This window comes from Sorangiineae bacterium MSr12523, assembly GCA_037157775.1.
Taxonomy (GTDB): Bacteria; Myxococcota_A; Polyangia; order Polyangiales; family Polyangiaceae; genus Pendulispora; species Pendulispora brunnea.
Window position 1 is genome coordinate 12,826,262 of sequence record CP089982.1, and the last position, 19,118, is coordinate 12,845,379.

At 63.9% G+C, this 19,118-nt stretch carries 15 protein-coding genes; 6 read left to right on the forward strand and 9 right to left on the reverse strand.

Features of this window, described 5'->3' with window-relative positions:
• Positions 1-2,475 carry a discoidin domain-containing protein gene (locus LZC95_51055; protein ID WXA94748.1) on the reverse strand — a complete coding sequence of 825 codons (2,475 nt, stop codon included), beginning with the start codon at positions 2,473-2,475 and terminating at the stop codon, positions 1-3.
• Between the two features lie 301 nt (positions 2,476-2,776).
• On the opposite strand from LZC95_51055, the gene budA reads away from it, so the two are divergent.
• A complete protein-coding gene (gene budA, locus LZC95_51060) occupies positions 2,777-3,565 on the forward strand; it encodes an acetolactate decarboxylase (protein ID WXA94749.1) in 789 nt (262 codons plus the stop codon).
• A 146-nt stretch (positions 3,566-3,711) separates the two neighbouring features.
• On the opposite strand, the gene LZC95_51065 is transcribed toward budA, so the two are convergent.
• The 3 genes from LZC95_51065 to LZC95_51075 form a co-directional block, all read right to left on the reverse strand.
• A complete protein-coding gene (locus LZC95_51065; GenBank protein ID WXA94750.1) occupies positions 3,712-4,833 on the reverse strand; it encodes a glycoside hydrolase family 88 protein in 1,122 nt (373 codons plus the stop codon).
• A gap of 904 nt (positions 4,834-5,737) precedes the next feature.
• Positions 5,738-7,507, reverse strand: coding sequence for a glycoside hydrolase family 18 protein (locus LZC95_51070; GenBank protein ID WXA94751.1), 1,770 nt, complete (start codon positions 7,505-7,507; stop codon positions 5,738-5,740).
• A gap of 16 nt (positions 7,508-7,523) precedes the next feature.
• Positions 7,524-9,116, reverse strand: a complete 1,593-nt coding sequence (locus LZC95_51075) for a glycosyl hydrolase family 18 protein (GenBank protein ID WXA94752.1) — start codon at positions 9,114-9,116, stop codon at positions 7,524-7,526.
• A 245-nt stretch (positions 9,117-9,361) separates the two neighbouring features.
• Here LZC95_51075 and LZC95_51080 point away from each other — a divergent pair, with 245 nt between their 5' ends.
• On the forward strand, positions 9,362-9,880 hold the full coding sequence (locus tag LZC95_51080; protein ID WXA94753.1) for an HD domain-containing protein: 519 nt from the start codon (positions 9,362-9,364) through the stop codon (positions 9,878-9,880).
• 569 nt (positions 9,881-10,449) lie between these two features.
• Positions 10,450-11,202, forward strand: a complete 753-nt coding sequence (locus LZC95_51085; protein ID WXA94754.1) for a hypothetical protein — start codon at positions 10,450-10,452, stop codon at positions 11,200-11,202.
• 607 nt (positions 11,203-11,809) lie between these two features.
• Here LZC95_51085 and LZC95_51090 read toward each other — a convergent pair.
• Complete coding sequence (locus LZC95_51090; GenBank protein ID WXA94755.1) at positions 11,810-12,400, reverse strand: chorismate mutase; 591 nt, start codon at positions 12,398-12,400, stop codon at positions 11,810-11,812.
• A 209-nt stretch (positions 12,401-12,609) separates the two neighbouring features.
• On the opposite strand from LZC95_51090, the gene LZC95_51095 reads away from it, so the two are divergent.
• Positions 12,610-13,131 carry an exonuclease gene (locus tag LZC95_51095; protein WXA94756.1) on the forward strand — a complete coding sequence of 174 codons (522 nt, stop codon included), beginning with the start codon at positions 12,610-12,612 and terminating at the stop codon, positions 13,129-13,131.
• On the opposite strand, the gene LZC95_51100 is transcribed toward LZC95_51095, so the two are convergent.
• The 3 genes from LZC95_51100 to LZC95_51110 form a co-directional block, all read right to left on the reverse strand.
• Positions 13,115-14,488 carry an amidohydrolase family protein gene (locus LZC95_51100; GenBank protein ID WXA94757.1) on the reverse strand — a complete coding sequence of 458 codons (1,374 nt, stop codon included), beginning with the start codon at positions 14,486-14,488 and terminating at the stop codon, positions 13,115-13,117. The genes LZC95_51095 and LZC95_51100 overlap by 17 nt on opposite strands.
• Before the next feature lie 10 nt (positions 14,489-14,498).
• Positions 14,499-14,882 carry a hypothetical protein gene (locus LZC95_51105; GenBank protein ID WXA94758.1) on the reverse strand — a complete coding sequence of 128 codons (384 nt, stop codon included), beginning with the start codon at positions 14,880-14,882 and terminating at the stop codon, positions 14,499-14,501.
• 182 nt (positions 14,883-15,064) lie between these two features.
• Entirely contained in the window at positions 15,065-15,550 is a 486-nt protein-coding gene (locus tag LZC95_51110) for a GNAT family N-acetyltransferase (protein ID WXA94759.1), read from the reverse strand.
• A 284-nt stretch (positions 15,551-15,834) separates the two neighbouring features.
• On the opposite strand from LZC95_51110, the gene LZC95_51115 reads away from it, so the two are divergent.
• Together LZC95_51115 and LZC95_51120 are read left to right on the forward strand one after the other, a co-directional pair.
• Complete coding sequence (locus tag LZC95_51115) at positions 15,835-17,076, forward strand: hypothetical protein (GenBank protein ID WXA94760.1); 1,242 nt, start codon at positions 15,835-15,837, stop codon at positions 17,074-17,076.
• A 15-nt stretch (positions 17,077-17,091) separates the two neighbouring features.
• Complete coding sequence (locus LZC95_51120) at positions 17,092-17,817, forward strand: hypothetical protein (GenBank protein ID WXA94761.1); 726 nt, start codon at positions 17,092-17,094, stop codon at positions 17,815-17,817.
• A gap of 14 nt (positions 17,818-17,831) precedes the next feature.
• Here the strand turns inward: LZC95_51120 and LZC95_51125 are convergent, their stop codons facing one another.
• Positions 17,832-18,887 (reverse strand): hypothetical protein, encoded by a 1,056-nt coding sequence (locus LZC95_51125; GenBank protein WXA94762.1) that lies wholly within the window; start codon positions 18,885-18,887, stop codon positions 17,832-17,834.
• Between the last annotated feature and the right edge of the window lie 231 nt (positions 18,888-19,118).

The following is a 19,118-nucleotide window of genomic DNA, read 5'->3' on the forward strand; positions in this document are numbered from 1 at the left end:
TCAGGGGCCATACACCTCGAACTCCGAGACCTGCCCGGCCGGCCAACCCGTATTGCCGGTGAAGTTCAGGCGAATGTACCGCTGCGACGTCGTGGTGAAGGTCAAGGTCGCGGTGTTGCCCGTCGCCGGATCGAAGTTGACCCCGCGCGAGCTCAGGATGGTGCCGTAATTCGAACCATCGGTGCTGCCGAGCACGGACAATGTCTGCGTGCGCGCGCCCCAGGCCGACGGCGGAGGGAGCTTGAGCACGATCTTGTTCACGTTGCGCGCGGTTCCGAGGTCGACGGTGAGCGTCTGCGGGAAGGCGTTGTTGGCGCTTTCCCAGTAGGTGCTCGCATTGCCGTCGACGGCGTTCGTCGCCGCGTAGTTCTGCGTGTGGCTGCTCTCGCTGATCGGCTTGTTCAGCGCCAGATTGCCGCCGGGTTGCCCGCTATCGGGCTGCCCGCTGTCAGGCGTGCCCGCGTCGTTGGGGCCGCCGCCCGTGGGCTCCCAACCCGGGTTCGAGTTCACCCGGTTGAAGAACGACCCCGGCGCACCGCCCTGATCGAGCGGCCCCTTCACCGAGCCGGCAACCGACACGCCATCGAAGGTGACCTGTCCGCGCGTGGCATTGTCGACGATTTCGATGCCGTACGTGCCCGCGCCGGTGATCTTGATGTTGCGCAAGGTGACGTTGGTGTACTTGGCATTGTCCGCTGCCGTCAAATACTCCTCGGAGACGCGCTCGCCCGGCGGCGCATAAGCATGGCCGAAGCCGCGGAATTCGATGCCGGAGAACGTGGGCTCCATGATTTCCACGTTGTCCACGAGGATGTCGTTCACGTCGCCCTCGCGCATGTACAGCTTGAGCGCGCCGTGGTTCCACGGCCGCGCCGTGGTTTCGAAGAACATCGTGCCACCGGCCCGGTTCAGCGAAATGTTCTTGTAAACCGTGACCGGTGCGCTGAACGGATACGAGGAAAACTCGTTGTCGATGAGGATGCCGGGGTAGGTGAGGACGTCCTCGCAGATGCTATCCTCGAAGTGGTTGTCGTACCCGCCATAGCTTGCAAAACAATTCGCGCGCCATGGCATCTGCACCGTGATGTGGCGGAACGTATTGCCGTGTCCAATGCCTTGGTCGGGGGCATTCTTCGCCTCCGGCTTGATGTAGCCGTCGCCGAAGCGGTAGGTCATCTCCTTGACCCACTTGGTCCATTTGATGGACCAAACGACGGCCGCGTCGTCGCCCGTATTGCGGAAGTGAACATTTTCGACCAGTGAATTCGACGTTCCGTTGTCCAGGTTGATGCCGTCGGCATACGTGTTGCGAATGCGGCAATTGCGGATGGTCAAATTCTGCGTCGGCGCATCTTGGTACGGCGGATCGTTGCCCACCCAAATGGCGCCGACCTCGTGTTCGATCCACAGATGCTCGAGCAGCGAGCCATTGCCCAGCGGGCCGGCAAACGCCTTTTGCACGCCTTGTGTTTCCTCCGCGCGCGCCTTGGCTTCGCCGAAGACGGCAAAATCGCCATAAACGCACTTGGTATTGGCGCCAATGCAGAAGAAGAGTGCTTTGGGCCCGCGTAGGGTCGTGTACCACTCGCCCGCGCCGCGCACCTCGGTGCCCGGATTGTCCAATCCGACATTGCCGCCGGAGATGCTGGTGGCCAAATATTCGCCCGGCGGGAACCACAATTTGGAGGTGGCGCGCAGCGCATTCTGGATTTCTGCCGCGTGGTTCAATCCGTCGTTGGGCTGTACGCCGAATTCCGTGATGGATCGGAATCCCGCGGGCATCGTCTTCGGCGGCGCCACTTGCTCGAAGTCCACCAGGTCGATGACGTAAAAGGCCGCATCGTCTTGGGCATCGCGCTGCAGCTTCACCTCGGCGCCCACCGGAATGGAATCGAGCAGCACGTGCACTTCGTCGAAGAAGGTGTGCGGCTGCTCGGCGGGCTTGTCGACGATGGGGTCGCCGATGAGGCCTCCCTTGTACGACCACGCGTAGCGCGAGGTGAGATTCAGCGTCTTCACGCGCGTGCCATTCACGTAAAGACCGAGGGTCTTGTCGATGCCTCCACCGCCCGGAGCATCGGGAATGGAATACCGCACGACAATCGAATTGGCCGCCGCCGTCGTATGAAATGAGACGTAGTGTCCTGTCTGCGTCAGGCGCACCGCCTTGCGCCCAATGGCCTCTGCCTCGATGTGGTTCGAGTCCCATTTGATGCGCGAAGGCCCGATGACTTGCGCATTGGTTGGATTGTCTTCCGCCTGGTGCTCGATCCATGGGACTGCCGCCCCCCGTCCGGCCGGATATGCGGTCGCCGGTGATGCGGTCTTCCCAATGTCGTCGTCTGCAACTGCCTCCCCATTCGTCCGTTCGTCCGAGCTACATGCCCCGCTTTCCAATGCAAGCGTGAGCACGCCGAGCGCAACGAGCGCGCGGCCAACGGTCCGCCGGTGATCCGGCCGTGTTTCCTGACCCATGTGCCCCTTCCCTTTCTGTTCGCGTGGTCGCTCGGCGCGACCCAACCGAAGGTGGACCCCAGGTCGGCGCACGCGTTTTGCAGCTATGCGTCGACAATTTGCACGAATAAATCGTTAATTTGCATTAATTGGTGAAGCTGTCACCAACAAAGGCGCCGGGGCCGGGCCTCGTTTCACTTCTGCTGATTGGCACAACGTGTCAGCATGTCGCGTCAGCGCGACGCGTCATCATCGGCGAGCCGTGGCGCGAATTCATAGGACGGGGCTACAAAGGACGACTTTTTCGGAGGAGGGTCATTGCATGCGCATGCATCGTTGGACATCGCGGTTCGTTTTCATCTCGTGCATCGTTTCTGCAGGTTGCGCCGGCTCACCCAAGCCCGCGCCAACGAACCACGAGGTCACCAGCGCCACGCAGCAGGACGCACGCGGGCGCGAAGATGCATGGAAGAAGTCGACGCTCACGCAATTCGGCACGCTCGAGCAGCTCATTCGCGGCGCGTACGACGGGCCGGCATTCGTGGGCGATCTCGCGCCCAACGGTGACTTCGGCCTCGGCACCTTCAATGCACTCGACGGCGAAATGGTCGTCCTCGACGGCGTCGTCTACAAGGTGCGATCGGACGGCATTCCGCGCGTGGCCGAACGCAACGAGCACACGCCCTTTGCGGCCGTGACCTTCTTCCACGCGGATCAGCGCGTCCCGGTCAATGCACCGGTGGCCAATCTCGCGGCGCTGCAGACGCTCATCACCAATGCGTCCCCCGATGCGAGCCGCATGCTCGCCCTCAAGGTGCACGGTACATTCGCCACGCTGAAACTACGCGCCCCGCAGCGCCAATCGCTCCCGTACCCGCCGCTCTCGGAGGCGACGAAGACGCAGGTGGAGTTCACGCACGCGAACGTGACGGGCACCATGGTGGGCTTCCGCCTGCCGCAATTCCTCGGCACGACGAACGCCACCGGTTACCATTTCCACTTCGTCTCGGACGACCACCAGAAAGGCGGCCACGTCCTCGACGCTTCCACCAGCGTGGCGACCATCGACGTGCAGACGCTGGACCGCCTGCGATTCTCGGTGGGTAACTAAAAGAATGAAGATCCACAGGGAGGCGGGGAGACGGGGAGTTTTTTGGAATTTCAGTGGGCTCATTGCGCCGAGTGAAAACCAAAAAACTCCCCGCCTCCCCGCCTCCCTGTAAAATCCCCAACGTTTACACTGCCGAGAACGAGCGGCTAAGGGTGGCAGCCGGGGGTGAGGAGGGCGATTTGGCGGCCTGCTTGTAGGAAGGCTCCCACGCCGTAGGCTGCGGTTTCGGTTGCTGCGCCGGGTGGATCCCATGACTTCGCGTCGGCCTTTTGCACGTAGCCGAGGAAGCCTTCCGTGCTCAGCGCTTTGGTTTGGAGCGCCTGCCACGCTTTCGTTGCCACGGATGTGTACTCGGCGGGATCGAGGACGCCGTGGTTGACGCCCCACGCTACGCCGTAGGCGAGCAGCGCGGTGCCGCCGCTCTCGGGGCCTGCGTGTTTCCACGGGTTCAAAAGGTCCACGTTCCAGAAGCCGTCGGGGCGTTGCGTCCATTTGATGGTGACGGCCATGCGTTTGAAGACGCGCAAGTACTCCGCGCGGTGCGCGTCGGTGGTGGGGAGCGCCTCGAGTACCTTCGCCAAGCCCGCGAAGGCCTCGCCGTTGGCGCGCGATCCGAAGACGGGCGTGAACGCATCGTGGCGCCACAAGCCCGCGAGCTCGTTGAAAAGCCCGCCACCGGTGACGCGTTCGGCATGGTGAAAGAGTTCGTGCATCGCCTCGAGGACCGCCGTGTTTCCGTCCATCACGCCGAGCCGCGCAAACGACGGCATGGATCGGTTGAGCGCCTCGGCGTAATTCCAATAACCGACGTGCCCGCGTTGCACGCTGGCCACCTCATCGAGGATCTGCTGGCGAAGCGGAACGAGGTTTTCGGGTTCCGGATGGAAGTGCACGTGAAGGTCCAGATACGCCTCGCCCACAGCCTGCCCGTCCGGTGAAAACGGACGGTTCGGATCGACATCGAGCGCGTAGTTGTTCGCCTTGGCCCACGGGTAGGTGCGATGGTTCGATTGTCCGGTCGCCAGGACCACCGCGAGGTTGCCCGTGTAGAAGCTGCCATTTTGCCAGCTGGTGGAGGCCAGATCGGTCCCGTGGGCGACCCAGTAGTTGGCCGCCCGAATCATAGCGTCGGTCACCGGACAGGCGGCCTGCACGGTGGGCTCGGCCTCCGGTGCGGCGTGGGCCGGTGCTGTGTGGAATGCGGTCCCCGCGGAGATAGCCGCGGCGGCGATCCACGAGGTGACGGAGCCGAATCGTCGAATGCGCATGTTCGTACCCTCCGGCCACGGACTATGCGTGGCTCGTGACACCGGTGTCAAGCAACGCTCGGGTTCAAAGGCATCGATGCGATGCCTTTGCAACAGCCCACAATCATTCAGACTGGAGAGTTAGGCCTGCGAGTCTTGCAGACCGCGGCGCCATCGCTTGATGCTTACGGCCGCATCGGGAAGGCGCCGGTACACGGCGCGGCGCTCGGATCGACAACGATCAACGCGCACTTTTTCGGACCACCACGCCACCACTACGAGCACGAACGCAACGGCGACGGGAAATACGTCGTCCCCTCCGATCCACCGAGTGGCTCCGTCTACGAGCTCGTGCATCATCACGTCGAATTCAATTCCCTATTGGTCTGGATGGCAATCACGAACGTACCTCCAAATGGGGTCTCGCGCAAAAAAATGCGGGTAAGGTGCACGGAAAGGTGTCCACCTCTGGAGCGCGGTCGGGTGCCGCCGCTCCCTGCGCAAGACAAGACGCGTTCGCGCGGTCGACGTTGCGCGGGTTCGCGTTTTTTTGCCGATTTGAGCGTACGTCCTCGCCCACGCGCGACCGCGGCGGAACGCGTCATTCGTGTCGGGGTCGCCTATGCGTGCCGCAAGACCCGGCGCAGAGTGGGGAATCGATGGCCGATGAGGCCTGTGAGGGCCGCTAGGCCCGAACGAACCGGCGCAGAGTGGGGAATCGATGGCCGATGAGGCCTGTGAGGGCCGCTAGGCCCGAACGAACCGGCGCAGAGTGCGGAATCGATGGCCGATGAGGCCTGTGAGGGCCGCTAGGCCCGAACGAACCTGAACTCGCATTCGTGAGAAAGGTCCTACCTTCCCCTCCTCCGACGATTGGACTGGACGCCGGAGGAGGTTGCTTAGGCAGCTATTTCCGGGACACCCGTCAGGGCAGGCCGTTGAGGAACGGTTCGTGGTTGTTCTGGAACTCCCAATTGTAATACCTATCCCAATTGATCGACCAGGTCATGAGCCCGCGGAAGCTCGGCGAGGTGCCCCCGCGCAAGCTGTAGCCGCCGCAGCTTTGGCCCTTGACGAGGCAGTTCACCGCCTCCTGCACCTGGGCAGGCGCCGTGTAACCGTTGCCGGCGCTGGTGGCCGCGGGCAGGCCGAAGGCAATCTGGTCCTGCCGCAGCCCGGGGAAAGTGTAGCCCGTGCTGGCGACGGGGAAGCCGGCCTTGATCATGTCGGTCATGGCAATGTGGAAGTCCGCATTGCCAATGTTGTGGTATTGATTGTCGAGGCCCATCACAGGCCCGGAGTTGTAGTCCTGCACGTGCAGCACGGTCAGGTCGTTGCGCATGGCGTGGATGACGGGCAAGTACGAGCCCGTGCGGTTGTCGCCGCCGCCCGCACCGCCGTAGAACTGGTAGCCGACCTGCACGAAGAACGTCTCCGGCGCCATGGTCAGCACGAAGGAGGATCCGTAGCGTGCCTTGAGGCTGCGCAGCGCCGCGATCAGGTTGACGATGACCGGCGTGGTGGGGTTGCGAAAGTCGGTATCGCCCGCATTGAGGTAGAGCGAATGGCCTTCGAAGTCGATGTCCAGACCATCGAGCCCGTAGCGGTCGATGATCGCCGACACCGAGCTGACGAACGCATCGCGCGCGGCGGTGGAGGTGAGCTGCACCTGACCATTCTGCCCGCCGATGGAGATGAGCACCTTTTTGCCCTGCTGCTGTTTGGCCCGGATGGCTGCGATGAACTCGGAATCGCTTTCCACGTTGGGGCATTCGGAGGCGGGGCAGCGCGTAAATCGAATGTCGCCCGAGGTGACCGAAGTGGGCTCGCCGAAGGACAGGTTGATGATGTCCCACGCCGCCGGTATGTCGGCCATGCGAATGTACCCCGAGCCATTGGCGAAGCTGGCGTGGAGATAGCCAATCAGCGCATGCTTGGGCAATCCCGAGTTGGTGCAACCAGTGGTGGTGCCGGACACTTCCGCGGTGCGAGGCGATTCGCCGGCAGCATTGTAGGCGGCGACCGAGTAGCTATGAGTGGAGCACGCCGCCAGACCGGAAATCGTGGTCGAGGTGCCGGTCACCGTGGCGCGCACGGTGGAGCCTTCGTACACGCGGTAGCCGGTGACGGTGCCCGTGGAGGCGCCCCATGACAATGCAATCGACGAATTGGTGACGGTGCCCACGCTGGCCGCGCCCGGGGCGCTGGGTGCACCGGGGTTGCCACCACCCGGCCCATCGAGGTTCACGTCGTCGGCGTAATAGGTGCCTTGCCCGTACCAACCATGCACGAAAATCTGCGCGGTGGTCTGGCTCGCCCCCGTGGTGAAGGACACGGTGAGCTGCGTGTAATTCGCCGCCGACGGTGTCCACGTGTTGGAGCCGCCGGTGACGCCCAGGTAGACGTAGTTGCCGCGCACCCACGCCGAAAGCGTGTAGGCGGTGTTCGGCACAACGGACACGGTTTGCGCGCACTGCGCGAAATCCGACGAGCTGGCCGCGCCGGCCAGGGCATAGCTCCCCGAGTGGACGGGACTCGAGACGGCGGACGCGCTCGAGCAGGACCAACCCGACAGCGAGCCCGCCTCGAACCCGGGGTTCGCGAGAAGGTTGGCCGCACGGGCCGGGAAGGCGATGGAGAGATGGAAGAGCACCGCGAGAACGGCCACCGCGGCGAGCGGGAAGAAGCGCTTCATGTTGGGTTTCTCCGTGTCAGGGGAGCGTGTCGAGGTGAGGCCGCACGGTGCGTGCGAAGTTGTTGCCGTTGCTGACGTCCCAATTGATGGACCAGGTCATCGCACCGCGGATTGCCGCATAGGTATGCGGCGGTTTGAAGCTGCCGCAATTCGTGCCGCGCGCGAGGCAATCGAGCGCATTGTTCACCACCGACGGAGCTACGACGCCGCCATTGGCCGCGCCGGTGCCTGCCGGAAGACCAAGTGCCACCTGGTCGGGGCGCAATCCGTTCTCCAATTGGATGCAGGCGAGGGCGGTGATGAAATTGATGGAGCCCTGGCTATAGGCTTGCGCCTGATCGCAACCGAGCATGGAGCCCGAATTGTAGTATTGCGTGTGCACCACCGTGAGAATGTCTTTGATGTTCAACGCGAGCTGGAAATACGACGCACCGGTGGACTGCATGTCGATGGTCTGCGGCGCCATGGTGATGATGAGGCTCGAGCCCACCTGCGATCGCAGCGAGCGCAGGGCCTGCGCCATGTATGTGGGATTGAGTCCATTCTCCAAATCGATGTCGACGCCGTCGAATCCGTATTCGCTCATGATGGAGCGCACGCTGTTGGCGAAGTTCGTCGCCGAGGCGCTGTCGCTCACGCTGACGCGCCCAGCCTCGCCGCCGACGGAGAGGATGATCTTCTTCCCGCGCGACTTCAGGGTTTGCACGTCGGCCTTGAAGTCGGCATTGCTGTAGCCGCCCAGCGCGCTGGAAAGTCCCGAATCGACGCCAAAGGTCACCGTCCCAGGGGTGGCGCTCGCCTCGGCGAAGGCAATGGCAATCACGTCGTATTCCGCGGGAACGTCACGCAGTTTGAGCTCCACGGCGGGGTTGACGAAGTTGTGCCAATAGCCGGTGAGGAAGTGCTTCGGCAGTGGCCCCTGCGTGCAGCCGCTGGTGGTGCCCGTGACGGCGCCGCTTTTCACCGATTCGCCGGCATTGTTGTACGCGGCCACGGTGTACGTGCGCGTGGCGCAGGCCGAGAGGCCCGAGATGGTCGTCGAGGTGCCCGTGACGGTGGCGCTCACGGCGGTGCCCTCGTAAACGCGGTATCCGGTGACGGTGCCCGAGGAGGCGCCCCACGCCAGGGAAATGGACGAATTGGTCACGCTGGTGACGCTGGGCGTGCCGGGCGTGCCCGGTGCCCCGGGCGGATTGGTGGGGCCGCCGTCCTCGCACGCGCCGCCGTTGATCTTGCACCCGCTGGGCGCCGAATACCCGCCGGAGTAGGCGACATTGAATCCAAAGCTGGCCGATCCACCGGGCCCCACGTTCCCATTCCACGTGCTCTTCACCGTTACGTGCTGCCCGCTCGCGGTGTAGGAGCCATCCCAGAGCGAAGCCACGCGGTGGCCCGTCGGAAGATCGAACTCCACGGTCCACGACGTGATGGCGGTCGTTCCCGCATTGGCAATCGTGTATTTGCCTTCGTAGCCCGATCCCCAATCCGACGATTTGGTGAACGTCGCCGTCAGCCCATTGGCCAACTCCTCCGCCGTCGCGTCATGGCCAATAGCGACCATGGCAAAGGCCACGAGAATGGTGAAGAGATAAAATCGAATGGTGAACATGGGTCGATTACCCCCTTTCGGCTCATGATCGCGTGCTCGACGCGCAAGGGTGAGCGGGGCCCACGCAAGGTCCGTTCCTCTCGCTTAAGCGCCTTCTTTTTGCCTATGATCAGCGCGATCATGGCGTCGCGGATCGGGTCCGCCGTGATCGGGTCGATCAGGGTGTGTCATCGCGGTGCTCGGTCGAAATGCCTTGACGCCATTTCGGCTGGCCGATCGCCTTCGCGCCTCTATCGTACGCCTACATGGCCATGCGATCCGTGCGCGATGCTCGTGACGTTCTCGAATCGCTGGGTGCGACGCAGCGGTTGCTCACGCATGGCCTCCTGGTGGCGGAAGCCGCCGAAGCGCTGCTTGCGACCATGCGGCGCCTCGGTGTCTCCGTCGACGAGGCGCGGGTCCTGGCTGGGGCCGTGCTGCACGACGCCGGCAAAATCGTGCACCCATCGGAGCTGGACGCGCCCGGGGCATCCCACGAGAAAGCGGGTGAGTCGTTGCTACTGGCCCACGGCGTCGACCCGCACGTGGCCCATATGTGCGTCTCCCACGCCGCCTGGGCCGACCCCTCGTGCACCCTCGAAGACCGCCTCGTGGCGTTGGCCGATGCCCTTTGGAAGGGGGTGCGTCGCCCCGCGCTGGAAGGGCTGATCATCGACGAAGTCGCTCGTCGACTGAAGGCCGATCGCTGGGCGCCCTTCATGGACCTCGACACCAGCTTCGAGTCAGTCTCCGACCGCGGCAGCGAGCGCCTCGCTCGCAGCTGACGAAGAACCTTAGGCACCGCCCTCATGCTTGAACGAGCGCCCGCACGCTCCGCAAATGAGCCAGCGATCCAATTCGCGGTACCTCGTGGAGGTGGCGCCGCAATGCCCGCATGGGAGTGGCGCAGTCAATTCGATCCATCGTTTCGGTGCGGGGCCGGAAGAATCCAAAGAAGCGTGGCGTCGTAGGACCAACTTGGGAATCGTCCGCGCGGGTCAATACCTCGCCGAGCACCGTTGACGCGTAACGACGATGCGCGACCCACGGTTCGAGTTTCCTCCGACCGCCTCGATTCACCAGGAACAAGTCGCGCGTGAACGAGATATCGGCTGGGCCCGTGCCAAGCAGGACTCGAAGCATCTTCGACGAGCCGCTCCCCAAAATGGGCCTCGGCCCACCCGAGAGAATGCTCTGCACGCGTTCGAAGGCGCGTTCTTCCTGTTGGAGGATACGCGGGTTTTCCGTGCGGCGTTCCATCACGAGTACCCATATGCGATTTTCGCGACGTCGCGACAACCTGGCCTGGCGTGGCGTGCATTCGAGGGCGGTCTACGGATAGGCTCCGCGAATCATGCCGAAGCCGAAGCTCAATCAGATCGTTGCCATCGAGAAGGGGGTTAAGTCGCGGGTTCATGCGGAGCTCACTGCGGATCATCATGTTTTGCAGAAGGACGAGCTCTTTCGCGGCCATGCGAAAACGTATCGGCCGCGGGACGAGGACCCGACGCAACCTACGGGGGAGACGCTCCCGGACGACAACAAGAAGGTCATCCATCGCGCCGAGGACATCGTTCGCGAGACAGTTCGAAAGATGAGCGAGCTGTTCGACGTGACGGCCACGAAGGATTGGGGCAACTGCGTTGCCAAGGCCGATGTCGTCGTGGGAGGGCAGGTGATCCTCGCCCAAGTGCCCGTGACGTATTTGCTCTTTCTCGAAAAGCAACTCACCGACTTGCACACCTTCGTGAAGAAGCTGCCCACCCTCGATCCGAGCGAAAACTGGGAATACAGCAAAGACCAAGACCTTTACGCGACCCGGCCCGTCCAGACGGTGCGCACCAAGAAGATCACGCGGCCATTGGTGCTCTACGAGGCCACCAAAGAGCACCCCGCCCAAGTCAAAGAAGTCACGGAAGACGTTCTCGCGGGCACGTGGAGCACCATCAAGTACGCGGGTGCGCTCAGCGCGCAGCGTGTGAACGAATTGCTTCGCCGGATCGACGAGTTGCAGAAGGCCATCAAATTCGCGCGTGAAACCGCGAATGGTTTGGAGGTCGACGAGATCAAGGTCGGAGAGAAAGTGTTGTCGTTCGTCTTCTCGTGAGGTGGCCGCGCGCATTCGCCGTGGTATGTTCCTCCGTGGAGTACAAATTGAACGTAAGCCTGAAGCTGATAGGCGCGCCGTAAATTCGCTGGTTCGAATCCAGCCCCCCTTACCGCGCACACGCGCGATTCACTGCATTCATCATGAGGGGGTAGCCGAGTGGTAGAGGCAAACGGTTACGCCGAAACAGATCATCAATTTATGACTCCAAGTTCAAACCAATCGCGAGGTGACCAATCGAACGCTGGGTGACACTTCTCTCGAGATGCGAGTTCAACTCTTGCCCGGCCCGCCCCGTGGGTTGTTCTCACCACGGTCCCGCACGATTCGTGTTCAACGCTGTGGGCACTTTGGGTCGGTGGTCCAATCGAAAGACGCGAGAGCTCATGACTGATCGCCCGGCTTAAACGCCGTGGTTGCCTTGAAGAGCGATGCAGCACCGAGGCCCGGGGTCGGCTACACCCCGGGCTTCACTTATTGGCAAGCCAGCGCCCCCGCCACGAGCACGAAGGGAAGAACGGCGGCGGCGATGATGCGTGCGCGAAGGTTCATGATGCTAACGTTTCGCCTGAACCCGTCGCGAAATTTCGCGCCTGAGACCCTGAGGCTAGCGGCACGCGTGCAGGAGCGCGCGCTCCAGGCCTTGCCGGTGCAGTTCGTCCAAGCTGGCAGCGACCTGGGTGCGTGCGCGCTCCACGGAGGCTGCGCACTGCGGACCGGTGAGCACCGGCTGGGCGTCGCGGATGGCGGTCAGGAGATCCCCTCCGATGCGATCCAGCGCCGGCCGCACCTCCTTGGCCAAATCGGGACGCGTCGTCGGCGCCGTGGCGGGGGCGGCCGTCCATTGTTGATGCAGCCCGCGCTGGACCAGTTTGTTCGCCTCGATCTGGTCGCGAAAGATGCGCTGCACGGCTTCGCCGTCGACGCCCATGTCCGAAGCGCGTTTGGCCATGTCGTCGAGGACCTGCTTCTCGCGCGGCGGATCCTCGATGGGCTTGTCCGTGCCCCACTTCGAGGCCGCCACCCGATCCGCGATGCCCAAGCGCTCGCTCGCCAGCGAGGCAATCGACACGACCGCCTTGTCGGCCGGCGACGGCGCCGTGGGCTCCGCAGCTTTTTTCTGTTCCGCACCCCCGCCAGCGCACGCGGCGAGAGAGAGCACCATCCACGCGACTCGAAGCGGCCTCACGATTTGCATGACGGCGTCTTTGTCTAGCAGACCCGTAACATGCTCACCCCCGCGAACGTGCTCCCCATCACATTGTTAATGCGGGTTCGTCTGGACGAACGCGACCGATGGCGCCAAGGAAGAAAGCGCCACTCGCCGGTTGAAATTCGTCCAAAGGCGTTGGACGCTGAGAGCTTCCCGGAGCGTTGGTGGGCGATGCCGGGGGAGGGGATGCTCGTATGAGTTACGTGATGGTCGATGTCGAAGCCGATGGCCCCATCCCGGGCGATTACTCGATGATCTGCTTTGGTGCGGTCATCGTCGAGCCGGGGCTCTCGCGGACCTTCTACGGGCGGCTTAGGCCCATCTCGGACAATTGGGTGGCCGAGGCGCTGCACGTGAGCGGCTTCTCGCGCGAGGAAACGTTGGAATTCGACGACCCGAAGCAAGTGATGACCAACTTCGACCTTTGGCTGAAGGAGAACGCCCGCAGCCGGCGATTGTTCATCTCCGACAACAATGGCTTCGACTGGCAATTCATCAATTGGTACTTCCACCACTTCCTGGGGCGAAATCCCTTTGGATTTAGTTCGCTGAACCTGGGTTCCCTTTACAAAGGGGTCGTCAAGGATACGTTCCAGACGTTCAAGCACCTGCGCAAGACACGCCACACGCACAATCCCGTGGACGATGCGCTGGGCAATGCCGAGGCCCTGTTGGAAATGAAGGAGCGGTTGGGCCTGACTATTTCGTTCGAGTGAGCGGCTCCAAGAGCGCGGTCAGCTTGGCGCGATCGAGCCATTGGCCATTTTGAACCACCGCGTCAATGCGGCGGGTGTTGCGGATATTGGCCAGCGGATCGGCGTCGAGGACCACCACGTCGGCGCTTTTCCCAACCTCGATCGTTCCTGTCGTGGCGTCGACGCCCAGGGCGCGTGCGGCCTCGAGCGTCGCGCTCCGCAATGCCACGAGCGGCGGGATTCCGGCCTCCACGAGCAGCTGCATCTCGTCATGCAGCCCGAATCCTGGCACCACGTAAGGATCGCCGATATCCGTTCCCACGAGCAAATGCACACCGGCACGGTGCGCTCGTGCGGCCAGCGGGCCAAACTGCGCGAGCACCTCACGCTCGATGGGCAGCGGCGGGGTCTCCTCGCCGTCGCCGAGCCAACGCTTCTCCAGGGCCGCGGACACGTAGCGATACCCCTCCAGCGAGGGCGCTTCCGTGTGCATCATCGTTTTTCCGCGCCACGAGACCAACGTCGGCGTGAGCCACACGCCGGCGCGCGCCAGCTCGGGCAGGACATCGTCGTTCGAGTCCGCGCAAACCCATTTCATCAATGGAACGAGCTTCGGATCGGCACGGAGCTGCGCGCGCTCGGCATTCGAGCAGGGCACCATGCTGCTCCCATGCTCGATGGTGCGCTGGCCGGACTTCGCGGCCCATGCTGCAGGGTAGTCTCCGCCCACGTGGCCCGAGAAGAAGAGTCCCTTCTTGCGGCTCTCGTCGGCGAGTGCATCGTAGATGGGGCGCGATAGGCCCGCGTGCACTTTGATGAAGTCGACGCCGTACGCCTTGAGATCGTCCACGGCGCGGCGGGCGCTTTCGGGCGAGGTGATGATCCAATTGTCGCCCCACGACTCGCCCTTGCCATCGATCTTCGGGCCCGGCGCAAAGACGCGCGGCGCAGGTTGTCCTGCGGTGCGCGCTTGCTTCCAGCGCACGATGTCCTCGAACGTGCTGCCCATGTCGCGCACGCTGGTGATGCCGTTGGCCACGAAAAGCGGCATCAAGTCCATGCCCATTTGCGTGAGGTGCACGTGGGCGTCCCAAAAGCCCGGAACGGCAAAGTGGCCCGTTTCATCGTGCACCTGCGCGTGCTCGGGCACCGGTGTGCTCGCCGACGGCCCAACGGCGGTGATGCGATGGCCGGCCATCACGATGGTGACATCGGGCCGCGGCCCGCTCGCGGGATCGATCAGGGTGACATGCGTCATGGCCATCGCGCGCTCGGTGCTCGAGGCGGGCGCGCGGGGCACTTCCGCGCCCGCGGACGAGCACCCCGCCGAACCGAGCGCGCTTGCGACGAGGAGAACCGGGATCGCGTGGCGCAGCATCGGCGACGAATCAGCTTTCGCTCTTCTGGAGGTCGATGGCGATATCCATCGTCTTGCCCGGTGCGATGTAGCGACGGAAGACGCCGCGCGTGCCGTCGTCGCTCACGGAGACGAGCTCGCCCGGTTCGGCATCGACGTACACGAGCCGCGGAGCCTCGCCGGCATGGCCGCGGGCAAAGACCTTCGTCTCCGCCTCGCCCTGCGTTCGCGCCGAGTAGAACGCGACATCATGGCGGTTTTTCGCGGCAATCGGAGCATCGCGATCCAGCGTTCCTGCCGGTGCCGACGTGACGACGGCCACGCTGCGGGCCTCGCCGTGGCACCCCATGGCGGCGCTCGCGAGCACGGCGGAGCAGATCACGGAGGGGACGAAGCGGGTGAAGAACGTGTTCATGATGGTGGTCTTTCGCAGAAGGTGACGGAGAAATTTCAAATCGCGTTTCGCGGGATGCGAGCCACCTCATCGCAACCCTCATGCCGCCCTCACACTGGCGATTTTTCCCCGGTTTTTCGGCCGTGCTGCCTCCGCTGCGCTCGCGTTCGCGGGACGGCCGTCCCAAATCCGGAACGGGCTCGCTACCGAGGCTCGTCGGTGACGAGCACGAGGTATTCGACGGGCTTGCCGCCCTGAAGGCACGTGTGCGTGCCCACCGCGCGGAAGCCGAGGCGCGCGGTCAGGCGCAAGCTGCGTTCATTCCACGACTGAACCACGGCCCGCCACCGCACCGCCCCAAGCCGCGATCGAGCATGCTCGATGGCCGCCTCGAGAAAGGTCTGACCGAGTCCATGCCCGACGAGATCGGGCCGCATGCCCACGCCAATGTCCACGAGGCCGGCTTCCTCCGCCAGCCCGGGCACACGCGCCTCGACCCCGATGCACGCGAAGCCCGCGAGCGTCCCATCGGTGGCATCCACCAGCGCGAAGTAGCCATCGTCGCCATCGAGAAGCCCATCGCCGGCCTGCGCATCGTAAATGCTCCACGGCCCCGCGTACCGCCACCGGGCGATCTGCTGCGCATCGTCTTGCGAGAGCGGTCGAGCATGGAAACGGGAGGCCGGCATCGCTCCCATTGTGAGTGCGCCGGCGGCGTTTTACAAATTCCGCACGTGGACGGGACAAGGGTCTTCGACGAGCGCGCGTTGATTGCAGGTGCAAGGACCTGAGAAGCGTGGTTTCACGCGGTGGAACGTAGTGCGTTCACTTGGACGGATTGGAATGATCCACTTGTCGAATTGTGGATTCTTTCCATAGAACACGAGCCGTGCATATGATTCCAAATCACGGTGTTGGCGATGCGAATGAATCGGCGTCGCCAATGGCACATGCGTTGCTGCCATCGCGGAACATGAATGCGAGTGGCCGTCGTCGTGTGAACGGCGAGATCCCTGGCGCGAGCCGCGTCCTGGCGCGCTTGTTCTTCGATCGTCGCGGTGTTTCGGCCGTCGAGTATGGGCTTTTGCTCGTCGCGATCCTGCTGCTCGTCGCTGCCGGATACCGCTTGCTCGGAAAGGGCAATACCGAAGCAACGCGTCACGCAGAGCGGACGCTTCAAGGCGAATCCGAGGCATTCAACTCCGGCGGTGGAATTCACACTACGAGCGCCGGAAGTGACAATGCGCCCGGCGGCACCACCGGCGAGCCCGGAGGCGGCTCGTCCGACAATGCCACCGCGGACAATGGCACCGGCACCAATGACGGAGCGGGCGGGACCGGAGGCGAAGGCGCCGGCGGCGGCGCAGAAAATGGCGGCAGCAGCGGCGGCGGCGACAAGGGCGGCGGCGGCGGCTTTTGGGGCGGCGTTGGAAACTTCTTCAAGGGCGCCATCCAAGGAGATTTCGGCGGGGACCACGGCTGGTCCGGCCTTGCGGGCCAGGTGGTCACCGGCTTCATTCCGGTGGTCGGCCAAATCGCCGACGTGCGCGACACGGTCGCGGGCATCAAGGCCGTCGTTCAAGGCAAGCCCGGCGGCTGGGCACAGCTCGGCGGCGCCGCCGTCGCGTGGGTGCCCGGCGTGGGCGATCTCGCCAAGGCCGGATTGAAGGGGGCACGCCACGCCGACGAGGCCGCCAAAGCCGCGGAGGAAGTGGCGGAGGGAGCCGGAAAAGGCGCGGACGAAGCCGCGGAGGGCGCGGGGAAGGGCGCGGATGAAGCGGCGGGGGCGGCGAAGCATTCGCGGGCCGATGCAGCGCGTCTTCTCGATGAATCCGAGGGCCGCCAGTTCGGGAACGGCACCGGTCACGCCCGCGCGCACGTTCCACGCGAGGGGCAAGATCCCGCGAAGCTCGCAGAGTCACGCCGCAATGCCAATGGAAATCCCTACGAGAACAATACGGTATTCCGATCGGGCCGTCAGGGCGAACAGGCACTGCGCGACATCATGAACTCACGCGCCGACGACCTCGCGAACCTGCGCCCTGGCGATCCGCCCGTGAGGGGCGAGTACACCTTCCGCAATACCGTGGAAGGGCTGAACTCGGCGAATGGGGGAGCTGCCACGCGCGTGCAGATTACACGGGCCACCTACACCATCGTTCGCCTGCCCGACGGCAAGTTGCACCTGATTCACTTTGCGCCGCACGCCAACTAAGACCAAGAAATGACCATGGACCTTCGCGCGATTTCGCCTGTACTCGCCGAGCTGTCGATCCCGCCGGGACCGAACGCCTTCGGGGTGCGCAGCTCCGGAATTGCGCCGGTCCACGACGTCGGCCTGTACGGTGCGCCCCGCTGGCGCTTTCACCAGACGATGTCGCCGGACGAAGGATGGGCGATGGAGACGCTTCCGGGCGGCCGCCTGCTCTCCGCACCGAGCGCGCTGCCCGAATCCTTGGAGTGGGCCTACCTCCAATGGGCGGAGGGCTCGCGTGCCGAATCCGGCGCAGGCATCCTCCAAGCGCTGCCCCCCGGCGAGTACCTGCTCGCCCGCTCGAACCTCGAAGCGCGCCGGGCGCCGCAGGTGCTGCTCGGCAACGAGCGCATACCGAGCCCCGCGAACACGCTCGTCGTGCTCGATCGGCAGCCGTTCTTCTCCATGCTGATCGGGCCTGACGGCGGCGCGCCCCCCCGCACGACCCACCCGCTGATCGGACTCGTCGCGCTCAACTACGTCGGCGAGTCGCATTGGACGGGTGCGCTGTTCTTCGATTCGCTCACCCCCGAAGAGGCCCCTCGCCGCGAAGGCGATCTCGTGCTCGTCATCCCGCGCACGGGTGAACTGGTCATCGATGCGCTCGCGTCCTTTTCCTCGGAAGCCCACCGCACGCGCGACCAGGCAACGTGGCGCGACACGGGCGCACGCCAATTGGCCAAGGTATTAACGGGAATGTAGCGGCCCGACTCGCGTCATCTTCCGCAGGCGTCGAGCGCGGAGGTCACGTCCTGCAGGAGCGACCGCGGAATCGATTGCCCGGCATCGTTGGAGATATCAATCTCGGTTTGGCTAAGGACGACCTTGGTGCCGGCATGGGACCAGGAATCGCCGAAATGGTCTTTGAGCTGACTGCCAAGTGCGCGCACCTGCGGTTGGCCCAGTTTGCTCCTAAGGCATCCATTGAGCGCGCCCTCGTTCTCGAACTGCTCTTTTCCTGGTGCTGGCATCAGCGAAATGCTGACGAGATGCCCGCCCGGTTCGTTCCTCCACCCGAGCCGCGCTTCGCCGAACCACGGATGATCCAGCGCAACGAATTGAGCGCGGGCACTTCCGGCGCTCTCATACGTGTAGACGCCTGGAAAGAGCCGCACCAACGTATCGTAGCTTTGTTCGGCGCCCACATTCGGATCGACGGTGCCGAGCGCCTTGAGCGAATATCCGCCACCGAGCCAATTCGTGATTGCAGCGGGAAGGACCTGCACCCCGAGCCCCAGCGCATCCGCGCGCGCGATGTCCCAGAGTGTCTCGATCTGATTGTCCCACATCTGGTTCTCGCCACCGGCCCATCGAGCGTGCGCGGACGCCGATAACAGATCTCCTTGCAGGGCGATTCCGCAGCCTTGCCACATGAAGTACGAGTCGCGAAACCGGCGGCGCAGTCGCTCCCGAAGCTTTCCGCGAATGACGCTCGCCCGCGACGGGTCGCGCAAGCCCTCGAGGTTGATGAGCCGAATGTGCGTCTGCTCTTTGTTCCAATCGAACCTTACGGCGGTGAACGCGACATCTTCCGCCAGCGGGATCCTCATGGAGCCCGCAGGATTCACGGTGGTCGCAACGCCGGTAATCTCCGCGATTTGCTTCGGCGTGGCGCGCATGGAAATGCGTGCAAGGCTCGCGAGGGAAGCGCTCTGTCCTGCGGATGGAGGCGAGCTCGCAGGTTTGGTCGCGCTTCCAGAAGCACCGGCGCGCGACAATCCTTTGACGAAGCCCCAGATGAACACCACGATCGTGAAGATGCCGACTGCCATGATGACGGCGCGGCCCGAGGTGACCATCGACGCGGACGGAAGAGTGATCGTGCCCGCTCCGCGAGAACTCGCAGATTGTCCAGCGGCAGCGATAGCGCCGATTGTCGAATTTTGTATATGGATCTGAACGTGCTTACCGTCTGCCGCATCCGCCGCTGCGGCTCGCCATTGAAGGAACTCGTAAAGACGGCCCAAGGCGTTCTCTCGATGCGCTGATGGATTTCGTGTCCT

What these genes read in the sequence shown, in the direction of transcription:
- LZC95_51055 (WXA94748.1), bottom strand. Translation starts at nt 2,475, where the DNA reads ATGGGTCAGGAAACACGGCCGGATCACCGGCGGACCGTTGGCCGCGCG.
- budA (WXA94749.1), top strand. Translation starts at nt 2,777, where the DNA reads ATGCGCATGCATCGTTGGACATCGCGGTTCGTTTTCATCTCGTGCATC.
- LZC95_51065 (WXA94750.1), bottom strand. Translation starts at nt 4,833, where the DNA reads ATGCGCATTCGACGATTCGGCTCCGTCACCTCGTGGATCGCCGCCGCG.
- LZC95_51070 (WXA94751.1), bottom strand. Translation starts at nt 7,507, where the DNA reads ATGAAGCGCTTCTTCCCGCTCGCCGCGGTGGCCGTTCTCGCGGTGCTC.
- LZC95_51075 (WXA94752.1), bottom strand. Translation starts at nt 9,116, where the DNA reads ATGTTCACCATTCGATTTTATCTCTTCACCATTCTCGTGGCCTTTGCC.
- LZC95_51080 (WXA94753.1), top strand. Translation starts at nt 9,362, where the DNA reads ATGGCCATGCGATCCGTGCGCGATGCTCGTGACGTTCTCGAATCGCTG.
- LZC95_51085 (WXA94754.1), top strand. Translation starts at nt 10,450, where the DNA reads ATGCCGAAGCCGAAGCTCAATCAGATCGTTGCCATCGAGAAGGGGGTT.
- LZC95_51090 (WXA94755.1), bottom strand. Translation starts at nt 12,400, where the DNA reads ATGCAAATCGTGAGGCCGCTTCGAGTCGCGTGGATGGTGCTCTCTCTC.
- LZC95_51095 (WXA94756.1), top strand. Translation starts at nt 12,610, where the DNA reads ATGAGTTACGTGATGGTCGATGTCGAAGCCGATGGCCCCATCCCGGGC.
- LZC95_51100 (WXA94757.1), bottom strand. Translation starts at nt 14,488, where the DNA reads ATGCTGCGCCACGCGATCCCGGTTCTCCTCGTCGCAAGCGCGCTCGGT.
- LZC95_51105 (WXA94758.1), bottom strand. Translation starts at nt 14,882, where the DNA reads ATGAACACGTTCTTCACCCGCTTCGTCCCCTCCGTGATCTGCTCCGCC.
- LZC95_51110 (WXA94759.1), bottom strand. Translation starts at nt 15,550, where the DNA reads ATGCCGGCCTCCCGTTTCCATGCTCGACCGCTCTCGCAAGACGATGCG.
- LZC95_51115 (WXA94760.1), top strand. Translation starts at nt 15,835, where the DNA reads ATGAATGCGAGTGGCCGTCGTCGTGTGAACGGCGAGATCCCTGGCGCG.
- LZC95_51120 (WXA94761.1), top strand. Translation starts at nt 17,092, where the DNA reads ATGGACCTTCGCGCGATTTCGCCTGTACTCGCCGAGCTGTCGATCCCG.
- LZC95_51125 (WXA94762.1), bottom strand. Translation starts at nt 18,887, where the DNA reads ATGGCAGTCGGCATCTTCACGATCGTGGTGTTCATCTGGGGCTTCGTC.